The organism is Vibrio sp. 2134-1, from assembly GCF_033339495.1.
Window position 1 is genome coordinate 1 of record NZ_JAWOUS010000035.1, and the last position, 20796, is coordinate 20796.

Below are 20796 nucleotides of genomic sequence, written 5' to 3' on the forward strand. Positions count from 1 at the left end.
GTATGGACTCCTTAGATTTAGGCTTTGACACCATAAATTCTAGCTCCCTCCAGAGGGAGGGAGTCCATACATCGCGAGCCTTAGCGAGACTAAAAATCTCGTAACAGCAAGCTCCTATTCTTTCCCGTTCACCTAAACCACCGTACAATCGGATGATAGATTCTGAACCACACTCGCACCTCTCTGTTCAGAATAACGATGACTTTATCAGCCTCTAAACCAAAAAGGATCGTCATTCTAGCGAGCCTTAGCGAGACTAAGAGTCTCATAACAGCAAACTCCTATTCTTTCCCGCTCAGCTTCACCACTGCTCAACCGGACGATAGATTCTGGATCACGCTCATTCCTCGCTGTTCAGAATGACGGTGACTTTAATAATTTCTAAACCAAAGGGGAGCGTCATTCTAGCGAGCCTTAGCGAGACTAAAAATCTCGTAACAGCAAGCTCCTATTCTTTCCCGCTCAGCTTAACCACTGCTCAAGCGGACGATAGATTCTGAATCACGCTCGTTCCTCGTTGTTCAGAATGACGGTGACTTTAATAAGCTCTATGTCAAAAGAGTTCGTCATTCTAGCGAGCCTCAGCGAGACTAAGAATCTAGTAACAGCAAGCTCCTATTCTTTCCCGCTCAGCTTAACCACTGCTCAACCGGATGATAGATTCTGGACCACGCTCATTCCTCGCTGTTCAGAATGACAGTGGCTTTAACAGTATCTAAATCAAAAGAGTTCGTCATTCTAGCGAGCCTTAGCGAGACTAAGAATCTACTTTCAGCACGCACGATACTTGAGGCAATTACTCCGGCTCAGGGCCATATTGGTTTGGTCCTGATGTTCCTTTTAAGAAGCCACATTCAATTAGAATCCATAAACCACAAATCAGAGAAATGGAAGCGACGAACATCTGTGGGGTCGACGGCTCTTGCGCGGCAGGGCTGGTCATTGGCGTGGCAATTCGGCCTATAATCAACGGAATATTCAGTGCTAGCCAATATATCGATTTGTTGCGGTCGTGCCAACGCTTGGTGGTGATCGCCAAATCAGGGATCAACAGAACCACCAAGAAAATAGGAAGAAGCACATAAGAGAGAGTAGGAAGCAGCTGGCTAATACCGGCACCAAAGCCTAGAATGGACACATAGTAAATGACGTTCCAAATCCAGTAGGTTTTACGGTTTATACGTCCTTGAAAAGAAAACAGTAACTCTTTAGTCGACATCAAATTTTACCCCAAAGTAGAAAGGTTATAGATTAGCCGAGTCGATATAGTTTGGAAAGGACACCGATAGCTTGGGTGCCCACAACGCCCATATAACAAGCAGAGCCAGGCTGAGAATTCGTAACAATAACCCCTCGCTATTCTCGGGCAATTCAGCGCAACCTAGTTCACGACCTTTTGGAAGCTATCTATATCCATGTCTCGGATATTGACTGTTAAACTGTGCACGTGACTGGCTTGCTCTTGAAGTGTCGCCATCAAGGCTCGTGACAGTTCTCGCTTTTGTTCTTGGGAGCGACCAGATAACAAATCAAAGTTGATATGGATAAAGTCGAGGCTATCACCCTCCTCTCCTATTAACCAATTGTGGCACCGGAGCGTTCTAGATTTCACTGACGCGAGTTCAAAGAGGCCACTTTCTAACGCCGTTTTATGTAAATCCTCCAGCAACCCCTGAACATTGACGCGTTCTTCCACCGAGTTTGAATACTCTAAAACGAGATTTGGCATTTTGATTCCTTTCTACAACAATTAATTCCAGCGCGTAGTAATACCAATCTCAGCAGCAATTTCCGAGGAATGAACTATCATTCTGTCTACGCGATCACCAATCGGTTGCTTTTGACAAAAATAACAGGATCGATGCTTGGTCGAATCAGTAAAGAAAGCCGGACAAGACATGACGCCAATCATGATCTGTTCACATTATTCTGTTATATTCCTACGTAGATTTTTTACATTAATTGACTATTTACATTAAAGATAAGGGAGATATTCCTATGCGTCGTCCTGTAGTGATGGGTAACTGGAAACTAAACGGCAGCAAAGCAATGGTAACTGAGCTGCTAACTGGTCTTAACGCTGAACTTGAAGGCGTTGAAGGTGTTGACGTAGCAGTCGCTCCACCAGCACTTTACATCGACCTAGCAGAGCGCGTAATCGCTGAAGGCGGTAACAAGATCATCCTAGGTGCTCAAAACACTGACCTAAACAACAGCGGTGCGTTCACTGGCGATATGTCTCCAGAAATGCTGAAAGATTTCGGTGCTACTCACATCATCATCGGTCACTCAGAGCGTCGTGAATACCACAACGAATCTGACGAGTTCATCGCTAAGAAATTCAACTTCCTAAAAGAAAACGGTCTAACACCTGTTTTCTGTATCGGTGAATCTGAAGCGCAAAACGAAGCTGGCGAAACTGAAGCAGTATGTGCACGTCAAATCAACGCAGTTATCGACACTTACGGTGTTGAAGCTCTAAACGGCGCAATCATCGCTTACGAACCAATCTGGGCTATCGGTACTGGTAAAGCAGCAACAGCTGAAGATGCACAACGCATCCACGCTTCTATCCGCGCACTAATCGCAGCGAAAGACGAAGCAGTTGCAGCACAAGTAATCATCCAATACGGTGGTTCTGTTAAGCCAGAAAACGCTGAAGCTTACTTCTCACAACCAGACATCGACGGTGCTCTAGTTGGCGGCGCTTCTCTAGACGCGAAAAGCTTCGCAGCAATCGCTAAAGCAGCGGCTAAAGCAAAAGCGTAATCTCGTTTTTACTGAGAGTAGAAATAACAAAGGGATGCATCATGCATCCCTTTTTGTTTGTGTTGTACCGTCGGAGTACCTAATAGAAAGTTCCGACCTACGCTGGCTCGGCAATTTTCACGGTTGGCTTTTTCGCTAGCTCCGCACTGGAATCTTTCTTATAAAGGTTCTCGTAGCAGTAATTTGTAGCTTCAATGTAGCCTTCTACACTACCGCAATCAAAGCGTTGACCTTTAAATTTGTATGCCAAAACACAACCAGATTGAGCTTGTTGCATCAGCGCATCGGTGATTTGAATCTCACCACCTTTACCTGGCTCTGTATTTTCAATCAGTTCAAAGATATCAGGTGTCAGAATATAGCGACCAATAATCGCTAGATTGCTAGGTGCAGTACCTGGCTCTGGCTTTTCAACCATGTTATCAATGCGGAAGATATCATCTTTGATCATCTCGCCAGCAATCACACCGTATTTATGCGTTTCTGATTCCGGCACTTCTTGTACCGCAACGATTGAACAGCGGAACTGTTTGTACAGCTCAACCATTTGCGCTAGAACGCCTTTGTCCTCATTCACACAAAGGTCATCCGCGAGCACAACAGCAAACGGTTCATCACCGACCAATTCACGTCCCGTAAGAATAGCGTGACCTAAGCCTTTCATTTCACGCTGACGGATGTAAGTGTAACTCGCAGAATCAATCAAAGAACGAATATCATCAAGCAGCGCTTCTTTACTTGTACCGCTAATTTGATGCTCTAGCTCGTAGTTTTTATCAAAGTGATCCATTAACGAGTGCTTACCACGACCCGTGACGATGCACATACCGTCCATACCGGCTTCAATCGCTTCTTCAACACCGTATTCAATCAATGGCTTGTTCACCACTGGCATCATTTCTTTCGGCATCGACTTAGTTGCAGGAAGGAAACGTGTACCGTAACCCGCTGCTGGGAATAAACATTTTTTAATCATAACCATTACCAACTAAAAAAAGGCTCCTCTGAGGGAGCCTATTACATTATTTTGAATATAAAGACTAATTAATCGCTACCAAACAGGTCACGGGTGTAAACTTTATCAGCCACATCAGCTAGTTCCTCAACCATGCGGTTAGAAACAATAACATCAGACATTTGTTTGAACTCTTCAATATCGCGGATAACGGCAGAATGGAAGAACTCATCTTCCTGCAGTACCGGCTCGTAAACCACTACTTCAATACCTTTCGCTTTAATACGCTTCATAATGCCTTGAATAGACGAAGCGCGGAAGTTATCTGAACCAGCTTTCATAATTAAGCGGTAAATGCCCACTACTTTTGGCTGACGTTTGATAATGGAGTCTGCAATAAAATCTTTACGAGTGCGGTTTGCATCAACAATTGCACCAATGATGTTATTAGGAACTTCTTGGTAGTTTGCTAACAATTGCTTTGTATCTTTTGGTAAGCAGTAACCACCATAACCGAATGACGGGTTGTTGTAGTGATTGCCAATACGAGGGTCTAAGCCAACACCTTCTATAATTTGGCGAGCATCAAGGTTGTGTGCTTCAGCATACGAATCTAACTCATTGAAATAAGCTACGCGCATCGCTAGGTATGTGTTTGAGAACAACTTAACCGCTTCGGCTTCTGTAGAGTCAGTAAACAAAACCGAGATGTCTTCTTTTACCGCACCTTCAACTAAAAGATTAGCGAACTTCTCTGCACGTTCGCTACGCTCACCAACGATAATGCGAGACGGGTGTAGGTTATCGTAAAGAGCTTTACCTTCACGAAGAAACTCTGGAGAGAACATAACATTCTGACAACCGAGCTCCTCTTTAATGCGCGCAGTATAACCCACAGGTACAGTCGACTTAATCACCATAACTGCATCTGGATTAATTGCCATCACATCTTTAATCACTGCTTCAACTGAAGAAGTATTAAAGTAGTTCGTTTGAGGGTCATAATCCGTTGGTGTAGCAATAACAACAAACTCCGCGTCTTTGTAAGCCAGCTCTTTATCTAGCGTCGCGATAAAGTTGAGTTCTTTGTTTGCAAGGAAATGTTCGATTTCCGCATCAACAATTGGAGATTTCTTGTCATTCAACAAGTCCACTTTTTCTTGGATAATATCAACCGCCACAACCTCATGGTTTTGTGACAATAACATGGCATTGGACAAACCGACGTAGCCCGTGCCTGCTACAGCAATTTTCATTTTTATTTCCTATTATTTAACTGACGCTAGCATATCAAAACACCGACACTCTCGGTAGAGTGCGGCAATTAACTAAAAGCCTAACTAGCAACACAACTTAATTCAATTGAGTACCCAAGTAACGCAAATAAGCATTGCGAATGCGAAGCTTGTTCTGCTCAAAGTACTCTTGACCATAACGGCCTCGGTTAAAGTAGCGGCGAAGCATACTATTATCCATCACGAGTTCATCACCCTGGCCTGCTGCCAAATAGTTTGTATCGTTGCCAACTCGAGTCGTAACGTTGAAATCATAAGCCTCGTTACCACGAACTTGTATCACTCCCGGCGACATATCGCGCCATGGCGTTAATGGCAGTTTTACTGACACAGTGACAAACTGCTCTTCGTCTGTATCATTAAACTTTGTCACCTGATAACTTGCTGATACTTCTATGTCTTCAAACCAATGTGATGTCGTGAATTTTGCGCCAACATCCCCTTTCCAAAACTCGCCAGCAGTTGCGTTAAACTGCCAATCCCACTCTGGCATAGAGAATGTGTAACGAGTTAAAAAGGTTTGGCGGTCTGGATTCGCATAACCATTTTTGTCTTTTTCGTCTTGATGTTGGAAGTAGCTCATCTCTAGTCCCAACTCATGGTTGCCCGATTGAGAGAACCAAGCTGATTCGCTGCGCGCACCGATATAATCCGACTTAACCAAGCCTAGAGAGACCTGGTTAGCAATATCGACATATGGTAAACGGAAGAACTGATGCACCATTGCACGATCAATCTCGTTCTCGTACGCGCTGTCTTCGAAATACCCACCTTCTTCAAAATCGTCACTTTCTGCTAAAGGTAAAATATGACGAACATCAATTGCCGCGCCAGACCATAGGTAGGTGTATAAGTTGCTAGACATAGCAAAAGAGTAATCATACACACCGTACTCGGTTGCAAAACCATGCCTTACCATAGGAGAAAGCACGATCTGCGAATCTAAAGTGCCTGAATTAACTCGCTCCGTTTTCCAATCAACCATGTCTAATCTTTCCGGTAAATCGCGCGTGATAAACTGAATGTCATCACAAGCTGCGCTACCATTGACAAAACTTTGGTAACAGTTAGCGTCAGACAAAACACTGACCACTGGTTTTTGGTTGGCAAGCATCACAAGTTCAAATTGATCCGATGCAGCGCCTATATCTTGCGCCGCATTTTGACCTAAATGACTAGACACAATACCCAGAGCGACACCTAGTCCGTCAACTTGGTTATGGTTGTAGCGGCGGTTTTCTACAGCCACCACAACTTTGTCATTTGATACGCCCACTTGAACATTAACGAAGCCTTCATTTTTTAACGCACTAACCAAAGAGGAAATTGACGCTTGTTGCGCTTTGTTTTGCTCAACGACTAAACGATCCATTAACGTCATATTATTCTTCGCGTAGTCGCGAGAGCGAGAGTATTCCGTTATCAATGGCATCGAGAGTGCAGCACTCCAAACGCTTGAACCATCCGATTCATGACCAGAATAAATCTGGTAGCTTAATGAGGCGGTTATATCATTAGGCAGTAAATCATCGGGAGTGAACACTTTTATAGAAGAGTTGAATTCTACTGAATCGTACTCTCCTACTAGTTGAACAAAGTCAAAAGGTTGGTATTCAAAGCCACCAAAAGGGCCATCTAGAACACCCATCAAACGCTCTTCTGACTGACCGAAACCAGCAGAAACCCTTAAGGGAAGTGCATTAAACGTATAATCAGCGACGGCAAAATTAGTCATGAGCTTATTTGCAGCCCCACCGACATCTTGCATACCCAAAGCAAAATCTAAGTTCTCATTCCCCCAAAAATTGGGAACCTGATACTTCAGTGATAATGATAAATCTCGAATACCGCCACAGCCTGTTTTAAAACAGTTCGAGTTATAATCATAAGTAACGATACTACCATGAGCCTCTAACCCTTCAATGAGGCCGAAAGATACTTTTATAGAATCTAAACCTTGCACCTCGTCAAGCCAAGGGCGCCCTTGGGCAAAAGATACACCAAAGTCGCCATACTCTTTAACTTGAGCATTAGGGTTAAAAACCAGTCCACTAAAGCTTTGGTTAGAATTTAGCGTCTGCAATTCGTTTGCCGCGACGCCACAACTAAAAGCCAACGATAGGGTAATTATCGTTACTTCATCCACTGAAATCTTTTTGATCATAACTCTTTATTTTATTTAGTTTTGCTAGCTGGCACTGAGGCCTTCTGCTTGAGCTTTTTCTTTTTGAAAGCAATCTTCCACTGCGTCCAAGTATTTTTGTATGACTAACTGCTCATCAAACTCTCGTTCAACTTTTTGACGACTGAATTGTCCCATTGTTAACCTTTCTTGATGAGTGAGGTTGATCACCAAATCCAGTTTTTCAATTAAACTCTCTGTCGAACGAGGAGTACATAAATAACCATTGACTCCATCGTCAACCGTTTCACGACAACCAACATTGTCAGTTGTTACTATGGGTTTCCCCATTGCCGCCGCTTCAAGTAACGATTTAGGTACTCCCTCTCGATAGAATGAAGGAAGCACCATGCAATCTACCTTCGCAATCTCCTCTTCTACACAATCAGAAGTGCCAAGATAACTTACAATGCCTTCATCAACCCACTTTTGCATATCACTACTAGAGACAGCTGAAGGGTTATTAACATCAAGAAAACCTAGTAATCGAAATTCAACCTTATCACCATGTTTAGACTTCAATGCACGAGCCGCTTCAACGTAGTGACCAATGCCTTTGTCGTACAACATTCTGGCGATCAATAAAAAGCGAATTACACCGTCATCATTTGCAGGGCTAACTTGAAAACGGTTGAGATCAGCTCCCGAACCTGGTAAACGATCAACAAGATACGATGGCGCTAACCGGTTCTCCAAAAACAACGTTTTATCGTCTTCATTTTGAAAGAAGATCTTACTTGCTTTAGATTGGCTCATTTTATACAGCAATCTGGCAATCTTAGACGTAAGGCCTTCATTAATAAAGACCATACCTAAGCCGGCAATATTATTGACCGACTTAGAGCCAACAAAATGCCCAGCTAACGTGCCGTAGATATTATTCTTTGGAGTAAAGTTCAGTACCACATCGGGTTTGACGCTCTTAAAGATTTTGATAAATGAGAAAAACGTACCAATATCTTTAACAGGATTTGTACCCCCTTGGTCAATGTTGATATGACAAAAGCTTGCTCCAAGTGATTCAAGCTTCGGTGAATAATCATCTTTAGGGGCTATAGCTACAACCTGATAACCAGCGTCCAACAACGCCGTAATGGTATTTCTTCTGAAATTATATAAATACCAACTTGTATTTGCTGAAATAGCAACCGTTTTCATCTAACTACCTAAACCTTATAAAACTCGCGATACCAATCAACTAAGGCTTGAACGCCTTGTTTAAGACCAACTTGAGGTTTATAGCCAGTCGCTTCGAATAAATCAGAGGTATCAGCATAAGTCTTATACACATCACCAGGCTGCATCTCGCGGAAGTTCTTTTTCGCTTCAATACCAAGCGCAGATTCGATTTCCGTGATGAAGTCCATAAGGTTAACTGGACTACCGTGACCGATATTGTAAACAGAATATGGAGCTGAACTAGAAGCAGGCGTACCGGATTCAACGGTCCAGTCGTCATTTCTTTGAGGGATAACCTCAGAAATACGTACAATACCTTCAACAATGTCGTCAATGTAAGTGAAGTCTCGCCACATATCGCCATTATTGTTTATATCAATTGTATCGCCCTCTAATATCTTCTTAGTGAAAATAAAAGGTGCCATGTCAGGACGACCCCATGGACCGTAAACGGTGAAGAACCGCAATCCAGTGGTCGGTAAGTCATACAAGTGAGAATATGAGTGTGCCATTAACTCATTTGATTTCTTCGTCGCCGCATACAAAGAAACTGGATGATCAACCGTATCACTTGTTTCAAAAGGTGTTTTTTGATTCAAGCCATAAACAGAAGATGACGATGCGTAAACTAGATGCTTAACTTTTGAATGTCGGCAACCCTCTAGGATGTTTAGGTGACCAACTAAGTTAGAATCCGCATAGGCCATCGGGTTTTCTATAGAGTATCTCACACCAGCTTGAGCTGCTAAGTGGATAACACAATCAAACTGGTTGTTAGCGAAGAAATCAGCTACAGCTTGTCTATCCGAGAGATCCATCTTTACAAATTCGAATCGCTCACTATTATTGATCGTCAGTAGTCGAGCTTCTTTAAGATTAACATCATAGTAGTCATTAATATTATCTACACCAACAACACTCGCACCTTTACTCAAAAGCACTTCAATGGTTTTAGCGCCAATAAAACCCGCTGCGCCAGTTACTAAATATTTCATTTATCAAATTCCTTCCAATAACTACCTAATAAGACATCTGCATCTTTACTTGAAAGTGGTTCCCAACCACTACCATGACAAAACGTTAGTTCTCCAAAATAAACCTTTCCATCGACGTTATACATATCAACTCGAACGTACTTAAAAGGTTTCGCTAATTTTTTTGCTAGTGAAACCACGTCAGGCATATTAATTGGAAACTCGTAGGAATCATCAACTGATTCATACTTGGGTTGTATAGCAAAATCTAACTTTTCTAAATTCTCGGAATACAGTGATCTTTTATGATTACTAAACCGGTCACTATCAACCTGAATTATTACTTTTTCCTGGTTACTATCGTCCCCTTGAAAAATATGCAATTTGTAATCGGATGGCAGAGAACCATCTTTATGCATTAATAACTCTTCCATGAGTACTTGAGGCGTTTCAAGATCATAGAAATTTTCATCAATCTTTTGTCCTATTTTTACTTTTAGGTAACGATTGAATTGTGCTGATAATGCATTTAAATCTGTTAATTTTGACTTATCAAGTACTACTTTAACATTCTCACCACCACCTCCATTACTCGTTTTGATAACAAACTTATCAGGTGCTTTGTGAAAGAAATCAGGCGTTACATGAGTTGTTTTAGCAATTAAAGGAATTAAATGTTCTTTACCAATAGTATCTTCGACGTATTTTCTCACAGTATACTTATCAACATAACGAGAGAAGCTTAATGATTGTGAATCTAACTTTCGAGCAAATACTTTTTCTGAAAATGTACTAGGAGATATAAAGTCTGGATAATACTTATGAGTTATAACAAATCTAATTTTATTATAAACATTGGGAGTAATAACCAATCTAAGAACATCTCTAGTTATATTCTTTAATTCTTTTTTCAGATTCATTACTCAAATCATCCATATTCTTCATTATATTTTCAAAGCCATTTACGAAACCATCGTAATCAAATTTATCTTTCACATATTGAGTTCTTTGATTACGACAAGACAACACATCATCATCAATCGATAGAATATTTGAAGTAAACTCATCAACAAAGGTGTCATCACTAGCTTTTGTTTTCGTAATTAAGCCAATACTCTCGTTAACTAATACATCATTAATTCCATCAACTAGAGAAGAGCAAACAAAGCACCCTGCATTAAGTGCCTCTATAACGACTCTAGGTAGTCCTTCTTTGTGACTAGCGAATAAAAAAACGTCAGATAAAGACAAGTATTCATTAACAAAAGGAGTATATGGGACTATTATTACATTATCTTTTAGCCCAGAATCGTTTATTAAATTTAACACCTCGTCCTGATACTTAATGTCAATTTCAGTAGGTGGGCTTCCGATCATAAGTAATACATCACCATCTTTGTAGACTTTACCAAAAGATCTTACAATATCTAGCTGATTTTTCCTTATACAAATACTTCCAACTGTAATATAAACTTTATTATATTTTCCTATTGTTCCTTTTATTTCTTCGACTGCGCTATAGTCCAAGATCTTAAAATTAAATCCTGTATTCAAAATAGTTAGCTTTTTTTGATATCGCTGCTTTTCATTTTCTGACAGAACATCACTACAGTCACTAGATATAAGAATTATCTTATTTGAAAGGGCTGCAGCGATTGAGGATATAAACTTAACTCGGTCATTTATCCTTACATACCAAGAAACTCTATCCCTTAAAATAAAAATAATAGGAAGGTAGAATAGAAAGCTGCGAATGTCATTCACACATATATAATCAGACTTTCCAATCAAGTTAATATTAAAAAGTTGCTTAATCCATAAATATATTAACAGAAAAGGATATACAACCTTTTGGTAAAGTTTAAATTTACTTCTCGGCTTTAACAACAGTTCAGGAACAGGAAGAACAAATGAATTTATTCCTAAATCATTGGACTTCTGAGCTAACGGGCCGTTTTTAGATGTAATTAAACTAACATCCAAATATTCTTTACTATTTAATCCAGAAGCTAGCTCCAACATACTTTTTGGAGCTCCGTAAAGTCCCTTATAATAACTTTCTATAAAAATAATTTTTTTCATTAAATTAAATACTCTTTATGAATTTTTCATATTGACTCGTAATTTTCTCTAATGAGTATTTCTCGGTCGTATGATATATATCGTTATAGTTCCAAGACTTATTGATACAAAAAGACATCGCTTCTGCTAACTTTTCTACTGATAGATATTCAACTAATATACCATTATGATCATTAATTATGTCTCTCGGACCGCTTGGACAATCATAAGAAACTATAGGCGTTCTATATAATATAGATTCCAACAATACATTAGGGAACCCTTCATTGAATGAAGATAAAACTGTTAATTTTGCATTTTCATAATAAGGTTTAGTATTTTTTTGATGGCCAGCAAATGAAACATTACTCTCTATCCCAAGTTTTCTCGAAAGTTGCATTAAACTTTCTTTTTCTGGTCCATCGCCTACTATGACCAATTTATAATCAGGGAATGTATTTAAGAACAAGGAAAATGCTTTTATCGTATCTTTAATGTTCTTCTGCTTTACTAATCTTCCCACATACAAAATATAATTTTCTTTTTTAACTTCTTTGTCGACGTCACTTTTAAAACGATCTATTGGATTATTAATGACAACATATCTTTCATTAACAGAATAATTATCATCCATGTCCTTTTGTATACCAGTAGACTGGAATATATAGCCGTCGATATATCGATAAAAGGCCTTCATCAACGGACTGACTACGTATTGATACTTTTTGCTTTTATGTTTGATTGTTACGCTAAGTGTATTATTTATTCTGCTAATGATTTTTACATTATATTTAAATAATTTCTTTATTAGGAGAGCTACTAAACTGAGCTCATGATTAAATATTAAAACAGAATGTCCATTGATGTCTTTTAAAACTTTTTTCAACTTCCAAAAGCTTTTTAATGTACTCGTTTTGCCTAGATAAACAATTTTTACTTTATCAGACACCTCATAAGAAGATCCTTCATCATCTAAAACAAAAATAGTAACATCATTTTTATCTTGAGATAGCCTTGAAGATATTTGGCAGCATACCTTTTCTGTGCCACCACCGATAAGAGAATTAATAATAAAATAGTAGTGCATTTAGAACAAATACCAAGAGTTAGAAACATTCCAAAGCAACGCAGAGTTAACACTTGTTTGGAAATAAGAGAAAAATTTCAAACCTGCATATAATAAAGGAATAAATATAAATGGAAAATAATAAAGTTTAAGCTTTTTAACGTTCAAAACACCGAACTTACATAGATCAGGAAGAATAAAAAAGAAAAGTAAAATATAAAAAAGATTAAACCTGTATGCGATGGGAATTGCAGTATACAATGGAATTATAAAAAACATAGAAGGAAGTATTCGAAGAACAACCATTGCATTAGTTTCATCTACAAACTTATCAAATTTAAAAACAAACGAAATGAAGAGAATTACAGCCAGATATATGTAGTTTAAATATGATGCACCACCCTCATCATCAACATAGTGGCTATAACCAACTTTCATAAGCATCGCTTTAAAAACAAATACCATTCCATATGAAAGAACACTACCCAACAAAAACATTAGAAAACGTATTGTTTTTTTATTGGTCAGAGAGTACATAAAGTAATAATAAAATATTATCACTAATCCCCACAACCCAGTCATTTGAATAGAAGTAGATAATAGTACTATTAGAATAGCTCTTAAATAATTTTCCTTTCTAAGCTCTGGGATTATAAAGAATAATATAAAAACACTTAATATCATCCTACTGATATTAAAGCTATCTATCACAAATAAGCTTATAGCAAAGTAAGATACGATTGAAAAAACATTTTTAGTCATTACATTGCATATCTTAAGATACAATGTCAATATGGATACTGAAAAAATAAATAGAAAAAAATTAAAATTATCGACTATAGATTTACTCAACCACATTAATAGAGCATAGCCAAATTCTATTCTTTGCTCATTAACACTAGATATATCCTTATTCAGTAAAACATTGAATATTTCTTGGTATACAATTGTATCAATACCTCCTTTCATGTGCGTGATTTCTCTCCACCCCATGATGGAAGATACCCCGACAACCATCGAAAAAAGAAACATGAAAGAAACTACATATAACTCGTTCAGCTTCTTATATTCTTTAGACTTCACATGAAGTAACGCAATTAAGGAAAGCGATAAAGAAAATACAATATATATATTCACATATTTACCCAAGTTTCATCACAACTATGTATAAGACTAGTAAAAATATTCATCATTATCATCAAACACCCATAAACTGCCTAACCACTTGTCATAATGTATTGAAGAGAATTTTTCACATCCAGAACCATGAGCAAATGTCATTTCCCCAAAGTATATTTTTCCACTAACATTATATAGGTCAACTCGAGCATATGAGAAAGGTTCTGCTAGCTTCCTAGCAATTACTACCATCTCTTCAAAATTATTAGGCTTTTTAAGGTCAGTATGAATGCAAGGTTTCTCTAGAGAAAATGGCAGCCAATTCAGGTGTTCGTCAAAAAATGAGCGTGTATGATTGGTATTTCTATCAAAATCCACATGCAATACAACTTTTGCCTCTCCAGAATTTTGTTTAAAGACATGAAATTTAAAGTCTTTTAAATCATTCGCTCCATTTTCATCATAGAGACGCTCTTCGATTAAGATCTTAGGTTCTATTTGGCTATACCACGTTTCTCCTTTAGTCGCTCCATAATCTACTTTTAATTGACTATTTAGATCTTCAACTATTGAAGCAAGCTTATTTTGACTTATTTTATCATCAATGACATAAACAGGCCCTGAGTTATGGTTTGCTTTAAGGACTAAACCTTTATGCTTTTTTAAAAGATCATTAGTCAAATCAACACTGATGCTTTCTCCCGTATATAATGTTGGGATAACAATTTTAGAGCTAACCAACTTTTCAACGTGATCTTTTACAAGAATTTTATCCGCATACTGCGAGAACTTAGATGCATTTGAGTATTTTTTTCTATGAAGAACTTTCTCGTTATAAGTTTTAGGTCTAGAAATTTTTGGAATATAATTGTTAGCAAGAATAAACCTTTTAGCAAAAGCTAGACTTCTATATGTTTTAAATCTTCTAAGATAACTTTTCATTATAAATTCTTTTATAGCTCAATGTATAATTAAAAAACAAAATTGCTCTAGCAGTAAGCAATCCTAAAGCACAACCTATAACCGAAAATTTATAGATGAGAAAAAATACGATTACAGCTGACAGTATCGATGTTTTAATCGCTATATTTCGATATTCAACATCTAGGTTATTAGGCAAAAAATAACCAACACTAAAGGAGTTCGAGATTGCAACAAAGATCAAGCTAGTTGAAATTACTTTTATATATATATCACTCTCTAAGCTCACACCTAGAATAACTTTGATCAGGTCGGAACCAAAGAAAAACAATATTAACACACAAGGAATGACGATTAATAAATTCAAAAAAAGAGTAGGTTTAAATCCATTTTTGTTTCTTGAGGTAATTGGATATATTGATTTTGCGACAACATTTTGCAACATAAATATCACACCACATACTTTCAATGATATTGCAAAGTTCGCAAATTCTAACTTGTCCGCATAATTACCTAATAACATTAGTGGAATAGCATTATATAAATTGGGGGCTAATAAACCAATGAATACGCTTAATCCGTCATTAACTGTTCTTTTGATATTATTTAAAGAAAACAATTTAATCTGATAGCGACTTCTCAGAAAAAACAGCAATAATATAGAGGTAATAAAGATGGGAATAGTTGTGAAAAGTACAAGAAGGAAGAAATCATCTTTACTTTTTATAAAAACAACAATTGCTATAAGAAGTAGGATCTTATTAGAAATCGATGCAATCGATAGATATTTGGTTAGTGCTGCTCCTTGGAAAAACCAAGCGGAAGTCAGAAGATATCCCAAAATATAAAGAAAAAGAGGGATCAAATACCATATAGAGTTAAATACATTTACAACATATAACGAGGAAAATAAAAAGAACACACCAGATAAAACAAACCGCAACCCTTGATAATCAGCATAAGCTGTTTCTAAAGCTAATTTATTTGCTCTATTTTTTGCAGCCGCTCTAACGCCTGAATATTGGACACCATAATCAATGATTGTATGACCAAATGTAAGCATTGTTACAAATAAAAGGTATTGTCCATACAACTCTAAACCAATAGCTCTTGTGATAATTGGCATGGTTATAATAGGTATCAACATGCCCAGAAAGTCAATCGCTCCTAGGCTAAGAACATTTGATAGAAGTTCTTTTTTATTTTTTTTTAACATTCACTTACCGATGATAAACCAACTGCATTTAAAGCCATTTATAATAAGAAGCATAATACTTCCTACTTTACACATTAAAAATGAAGAACTAACGCTATGATTTACTTCATTTCAGTCCCCATTAGTGCCGGCTTTTTGAACATACGATTTATCCATGCTGAAACTCTCCATATGTGACTAATAATGGAGAAATAACACGCAAACAGAATTATAAAGGCGAGGAACATTGTAGATTCACTGACATCAGTAAAGTCAGCCCACAAGCCGATAGCGGCACAAATTGATGCCATCGAACAGATGAAAATTAACGTTGCACCTGGAGAAAGCCCAATACGCTGACAAATATGGTGTAGATGTTCTCTGTCTGGTTGGAATGGTGACTGACCTTTACGAATACGACGGATCATAATGGTTGCCATGTCCATCAAGGGTAAAGCTATTAGCCACAGTGCTGTGACTGGCTTGAAGGCTACCGCTCCTGGTTCTTGCGTGCCGCGAATCAGCATCCAGACCACGCTAAAGCCGATAAACATACTGCCAGCATCACCCATAAAGATTTTAAAGCGACGACCAAGTGGGAAACCTAAGTTCAGGAAGATGTAAGGAAGCATCGCAGTCACGATCATTAAACAGATCGTGGCTAAATATTCGTTTCCGTTGTAGGCAAACACAATACCTAATGCTGTAAAGGTGACCGAGGCTAACCCGCCCAGCAAGCCGTCTATGCCATCAACCATATTAAATGCGTTAATTGCGCCTATTACCGCAATAACGGTGATCACTGCGCCAGCGACTTCATTAAGGGCAATGGTTTCGCTCCCCATCAAGTAGCCTAAATCGTGTAAGCTGTGGCCTCCGATGTAAATCATCGCAAGGGATATTCCGGCTTGGATAATAAGACGAATTTTGAAACTTACATCGTAGTAGTCATCTAATGCGCCGAGCACTATAAGCACAGCCGAACAAGATAAGTAGAGTGATAGGTTGTCATTCATTGGTAGGAACAGAAGGAACCCGACCAGTATAGTAGAGAAAATGGAGATGCCTCCTACAAGGGGTACTACTCCTTGGTGGAGCTTTCTTGCATTGGGTTTATCTACTAGACCTACGCGCTTAGCAACTTTGCGCATAACAAAAAGTAGAACGAACGACAAAATAAATACAAATAAATATGCATTATTCATGGTAGCCAACTGTGTTATTAAATAAGTTTGAGGTAAATCTATAACGCATCCGACTGATTCCCTTTACGGATTCCATTGCATCACAGGTCCGATACTGCTGATTCTTGCTTCGCTCGTATCTAGACACGCCGAACTCTAAGAATGAGCAGGTGATTTTTTTGGCGTGACAAAACCACATTAGCCAACGTGGGTTGTAACGCATTGCAAACGCTAATTTCTAATATTGAATATGTAAGTAACTGAGTTCCACCGACACTAGCTCGTGACGGTCATCGGTTCTCAGCCTTTATAGGCAGGCCAAATACAAAGCTGAATACACTAACTAACGGTTTGGGCCGGTAGTTATGTACTTCTATAAACCTAGTATTTGGTTTTGATAGGTATGAGAAATGGAGATTTAAATTGTAACCTATGCCTAACCAACATTTGCTCGCCACTTTGTTAGCTTTGAGCGTCCCTCTGACAAAAGGGAATTACATAAATTTGTAATAGTTCTCGTTTTTTATAAATCAATCTTGCCAGAAATGCACTTAGGTGCTTATTATTATTAAAAATTATCTTGCTTGGTCTCTCTTCTGTTAGGAAAGAGACTAACAGATGATTTGGGCACGCTACCGCCCCTAGGTCTGGCTCCTAGAAGCAAGTTTTATACGTAGTGTTTAATGGTTGCGTTTCCAAACAGGAGACGAATTGTATAGTAAACACGTTGCAACTAAAAGTAGAACGTGTAAAAAGCTTGCAAAAAAATGTCTTTTTTCTGACACTTAACTCGCCATAAACGTGACGCTTTTTTTTGTTGGCTTACTAATTATTAAACTCCTTCCGGCATAGCTGATGTTTGTGTAGCTAGCGCGTTAATCTCAGAAGCCTAAGTGAAAATAGTTGCAATAATATGAATTGCATCACAACAGGTTGCAATGCTACACAGTCAAATTTATGACGAATATCTAAGTCTCTCTAAACTTTCGGTTTTGCTGTTTTCTTACTCTCATTATCCTTGCCTACAATACGCTCACTTATTCACCACTTTCTGCTTACTTTGTTCATTGCGCGATTGACTGAGCCGTCTTTACGTCGCGAGGTGTCGCTATATATAAAAGCAAATACTCGTAAGCGTGGGTTAACAAAGGAAAAGGCGTCGTTTCGTTATGAAAGTACTGCACCACGGTGGGAAAAATACGGTTACTGGCTCTTGTCACGAGCTCGTATTACAAAATGGAAGTGTGCTGATCGACTGTGGTTTGCTACAAGGTCAAGATAATGCTCAGCAGGATAGTTTGAATATCAACTTTTCTATCTCTGATCTCAAAGCGGTTGTTCTAACCCATTCTCATATCGATCATGTTGGTCGGCTACCTTGGCTATTGGCTGCAGGTTATAAGGGTCCTATCTACTGTACGGAAGCCACTGCTGAGCTCGTACCGCTTATGTTAGAAGATGGATTAAAGCTCCAGTTAGGCATGAGGCGCCATCAAAGGGAAAACGTACTCGATTTTATTCGAACGCTTATTCGCCCTTGCTCTTACTCCCAATGGATAGAGATAGAAGAACATACCTATCTTCGCTTTCAACCAGCAGGACACATTTTAGGGTCTGCATATGTTGAGTTTCATTTATCAAACAATGAAGTTGTTGTGTTCTCAGGGGATTTGGGACCTCGTAACACGCCTCTCCTACCTGACCCGGTATCGCCTGAAAAAGCTGACTATTTGTTTATCGAGTCAACATACGGCAATAAAGTTCACGAAGATGTTGAGTCTCGCAGTAGGCGATTGCTTTCTATTATTGAGCATGCACTTCAGGATGGTGGCGTAATTGTTATACCTGCTTTTAGCGTCGGGAGAACTCAAGAGTTACTGTTTGATATAGAACAGCTTATTCATGAGCACGCCTTGCAAGATTCTCTGCCTATTATTCTCGATTCTCCTTTGGCTAAAAAGGTAACTACTACCTATCGGCAATTTAAAAAGCTTTGGGGAGCTGAAGCGAAAGAGCGGCTCGAGCATCACCGACACCCTCTTGCGTTTGATCAATGTATTACCGTCGAAAGCCACACTGACCATTTAAAGCTCGTCAATCGACTCGCGAGCACGACAGAAGCTGCTATCGTGGTTGCGGCCTCTGGTATGTGTGAAGGTGGACGTGTCGTCAATTATTTAGAAGCATTGCTGCCAGATAAAAGAAATGATGTGCTATTTGCAGGCTATCAAGCAGAAGGGACGTTAGGTCGGCGAATTCAGGATGGAGAAGAGAACATACTGATTGACGGAAGGCGCGTTAGAGTGGAGGCTCAAGTACATACCATGTCAGGTTACTCTGCACATGCGGATAGGGACGATTTAATACAGTTTGTTTCTGGTATTCCTACTCCTCCGAAAGAAGTTCACCTTATTCATGGTGAACAAGCGTCGAAAAGATCGCTTTATCAACAACTGATAACCCTCGGATATAACTGCGTTATATAGTGAAATGAACAATCATTTAATTTCGAGGCAATATAATATATCGCAAACATAGTTTTTCGAATTCATTGATATAATTTCGTTAAGATTCAAAAACAAGTCATAGACAAGGACTCAGGTTCAAGAAAATTAACAAAGTTATGAGCATGTTCTGGATTAAGGGATATAATTTCTATACGAAATAAATTATAATCGCCGACTTGTAAGCAATTGGCTAGTCGATAACAACTTATTCCATTCCTATGACAGACAGTATGAGCGACACGCTTCAAGAACGAGAAGCTTCTGAATTAACTAAGCATAATTCTATCAGCATAACATCAGCATTGGACGAGTTATCCGCAAGTGAATCAAATGCTTGCCTTTATATCTACTGTCCAAAAGAAGACGAAGCAAAAATTGCTCAAGTGCTTAAGAGGCATCCTGAGATTAACGCTCAGGTTAATAACTATGCTCTTAGAGACTTCAAGAGCAAAACGCTTTGCCACTTCAAAAGCTCGCATCTAGATCCTGAACAGCAAGCATTTCTTGTCGCGGCGACAGAGCTAGGTGCTTGGGTTGAGCCATTGGTGAGCTATTTTGACCGTTCACTCGGATATACTGAAACTGAGCTTTTGCACAGCGGCTACTTCTTACACCAAAAAGCTTTTTCTATCCTTTCTAATCGCAAGAACAGCTGGCAAAAACGCTTCATCGATCTGTTGTTTGTTTTCATGCTGTCATGGGTTGCTATTCCAGTAGGGCTTATTACGGCACTACTCATTAAGCTTGAATCGCCAGGTCCGGTATTCTTTAAACAGCGTCGTACCGGCCAGTATAATGAAGAGTTTGAAGTGATTAAGTTTCGCTCGATGCGGAACGATGCAGAAAAGAACGGAGCCCAATGGGCAACAAAAAATGACGCCCGCGTAACGAAAGTCGGCTGTTTTATTCGTAAAACTCGCATTGATGAGCTCCCTCAGTTAATCAACGTACTAAAGGGAGAGATGTCGATGGTTGGCCCTCGCCCAGAACGTGAAGTATTCATCTCTGAGTTGGAAAAAGCCATTCCTTACTATCGCTTTCGTCACGCCGTTAAACCTGGGGTCACTGGCCTAGCTCAAGTAAAATATCCTTACGGCGCATCGGTAGAAGACGCTATTTGGAAGCATAAATACGATGTCTACTATATCAAACACCAAAACTGGATGATGGAAGTGAAGATATTACTTCTTACCGTGAAAACGGTTCTGTTTGGTATGGGCCGCTAGAACCCAGCGATTCAAGCCCTTTAGCTAATAATACAAAGACAAAAAAGAGCCATCACTGAGTGATGGCTCTTTTTTATTTGTCTGTGTGTGCCGTCCTAAATAAGGTTGACACTTTCCACCCCCAAAATTGGAGAGTGTTATGAAATCAACAACTAAAAGAACT

17 protein-coding genes are annotated in these 20796 nt (G+C 38.9%); 3 read left to right on the plus strand and 14 right to left on the minus strand.

Annotated elements, in window-relative coordinates; all coding sequences use genetic code 11:
- Positions 1-796: 796 nt before the first annotated feature.
- A complete protein-coding gene (locus R7R78_RS22500) occupies positions 797-1219 on the minus strand; it encodes a DUF805 domain-containing protein (protein ID WP_005384868.1) in 423 nt (140 codons plus the stop codon).
- A gap of 162 nt (positions 1220-1381) precedes the next feature.
- Positions 1382-1729, minus strand: a complete 348-nt coding sequence (locus tag R7R78_RS22505; RefSeq protein ID WP_017820736.1) for a 5-carboxymethyl-2-hydroxymuconate Delta-isomerase — start codon at positions 1727-1729, stop codon at positions 1382-1384.
- 269 nt (positions 1730-1998) lie between these two features.
- Here R7R78_RS22505 and tpiA point away from each other — a divergent pair, with 269 nt between their 5' ends.
- Complete coding sequence (gene tpiA / locus R7R78_RS22510; RefSeq protein WP_005384863.1) at positions 1999-2769, plus strand: triose-phosphate isomerase; 771 nt, start codon at positions 1999-2001, stop codon at positions 2767-2769.
- A 97-nt stretch (positions 2770-2866) separates the two neighbouring features.
- On the opposite strand, the gene galU is transcribed toward tpiA, so the two are convergent.
- The 12 genes from galU to wecA form a co-directional block, all read right to left on the minus strand.
- Entirely contained in the window at positions 2867-3745 is an 879-nt protein-coding gene (gene galU, locus R7R78_RS22515; RefSeq protein WP_005397961.1) for a UTP--glucose-1-phosphate uridylyltransferase GalU, read from the minus strand.
- Between the two features lie 68 nt (positions 3746-3813).
- Complete coding sequence (locus R7R78_RS22520; RefSeq protein WP_025604212.1) at positions 3814-4980, minus strand: nucleotide sugar dehydrogenase; 1167 nt, start codon at positions 4978-4980, stop codon at positions 3814-3816.
- A gap of 97 nt (positions 4981-5077) precedes the next feature.
- Positions 5078-7183 (minus strand): YjbH domain-containing protein, encoded by a 2106-nt coding sequence (locus R7R78_RS22525; RefSeq protein ID WP_225474261.1) that lies wholly within the window; start codon positions 7181-7183, stop codon positions 5078-5080.
- Between the two features lie 24 nt (positions 7184-7207).
- Positions 7208-8359 carry a glycosyltransferase family 4 protein gene (locus R7R78_RS22530; RefSeq protein WP_213883657.1) on the minus strand — a complete coding sequence of 384 codons (1152 nt, stop codon included), beginning with the start codon at positions 8357-8359 and terminating at the stop codon, positions 7208-7210.
- An 8-nt stretch (positions 8360-8367) separates the two neighbouring features.
- The gene (locus R7R78_RS22535) at positions 8368-9375 is read right to left on the minus strand and encodes an NAD-dependent epimerase (protein WP_005384851.1); all 1008 of its coding nucleotides are present in this window, start codon (positions 9373-9375) and stop codon (positions 8368-8370) included.
- Positions 9372-10274 carry an ATP-grasp fold amidoligase family protein gene (locus tag R7R78_RS22540; RefSeq protein ID WP_025768342.1) on the minus strand — a complete coding sequence of 301 codons (903 nt, stop codon included), beginning with the start codon at positions 10272-10274 and terminating at the stop codon, positions 9372-9374. The genes R7R78_RS22535 and R7R78_RS22540 overlap by 4 nt, the downstream gene beginning before the upstream one ends.
- Positions 10240-11436 carry a glycosyltransferase family 4 protein gene (locus R7R78_RS22545; RefSeq protein ID WP_225474262.1) on the minus strand — a complete coding sequence of 399 codons (1197 nt, stop codon included), beginning with the start codon at positions 11434-11436 and terminating at the stop codon, positions 10240-10242. The genes R7R78_RS22540 and R7R78_RS22545 overlap by 35 nt, the downstream gene beginning before the upstream one ends.
- Positions 11437-11440: 4 nt before the next feature.
- Positions 11441-12502, minus strand: a complete 1062-nt coding sequence (locus tag R7R78_RS22550) for a glycosyltransferase (protein ID WP_225474263.1) — start codon at positions 12500-12502, stop codon at positions 11441-11443.
- Positions 12503-13450, minus strand: coding sequence for an EpsG family protein (locus tag R7R78_RS22555; RefSeq protein WP_176311249.1), 948 nt, complete (start codon positions 13448-13450; stop codon positions 12503-12505).
- Positions 13451-13654: 204 nt separating this feature from the next.
- A complete protein-coding gene (locus R7R78_RS22560; protein ID WP_176311248.1) occupies positions 13655-14542 on the minus strand; it encodes an ATP-grasp fold amidoligase family protein in 888 nt (295 codons plus the stop codon).
- Positions 14526-15737 carry an oligosaccharide flippase family protein gene (locus R7R78_RS22565; RefSeq protein ID WP_167415640.1) on the minus strand — a complete coding sequence of 404 codons (1212 nt, stop codon included), beginning with the start codon at positions 15735-15737 and terminating at the stop codon, positions 14526-14528. Before R7R78_RS22565 ends, R7R78_RS22560 begins: the two co-directional genes overlap by 17 nt.
- A 101-nt stretch (positions 15738-15838) precedes the next feature.
- The gene (wecA, locus tag R7R78_RS22570) at positions 15839-16921 is read right to left on the minus strand and encodes a UDP-N-acetylglucosamine--undecaprenyl-phosphate N-acetylglucosaminephosphotransferase (protein WP_225474264.1); all 1083 of its coding nucleotides are present in this window, start codon (positions 16919-16921) and stop codon (positions 15839-15841) included.
- Between the two features lie 1148 nt (positions 16922-18069).
- Between wecA and R7R78_RS22575 the strand changes: the two genes are divergently transcribed.
- Positions 18070-19386 carry an MBL fold metallo-hydrolase gene (locus tag R7R78_RS22575; protein ID WP_225474265.1) on the plus strand — a complete coding sequence of 439 codons (1317 nt, stop codon included), beginning with the start codon at positions 18070-18072 and terminating at the stop codon, positions 19384-19386.
- Positions 19387-19625: 239 nt separating this feature from the next.
- Positions 19626-20633 (plus strand): sugar transferase, encoded by a 1008-nt coding sequence (locus tag R7R78_RS22580; protein WP_318070190.1) that lies wholly within the window; start codon positions 19626-19628, stop codon positions 20631-20633.
- Positions 20634-20796 lie beyond the last annotated feature (163 nt).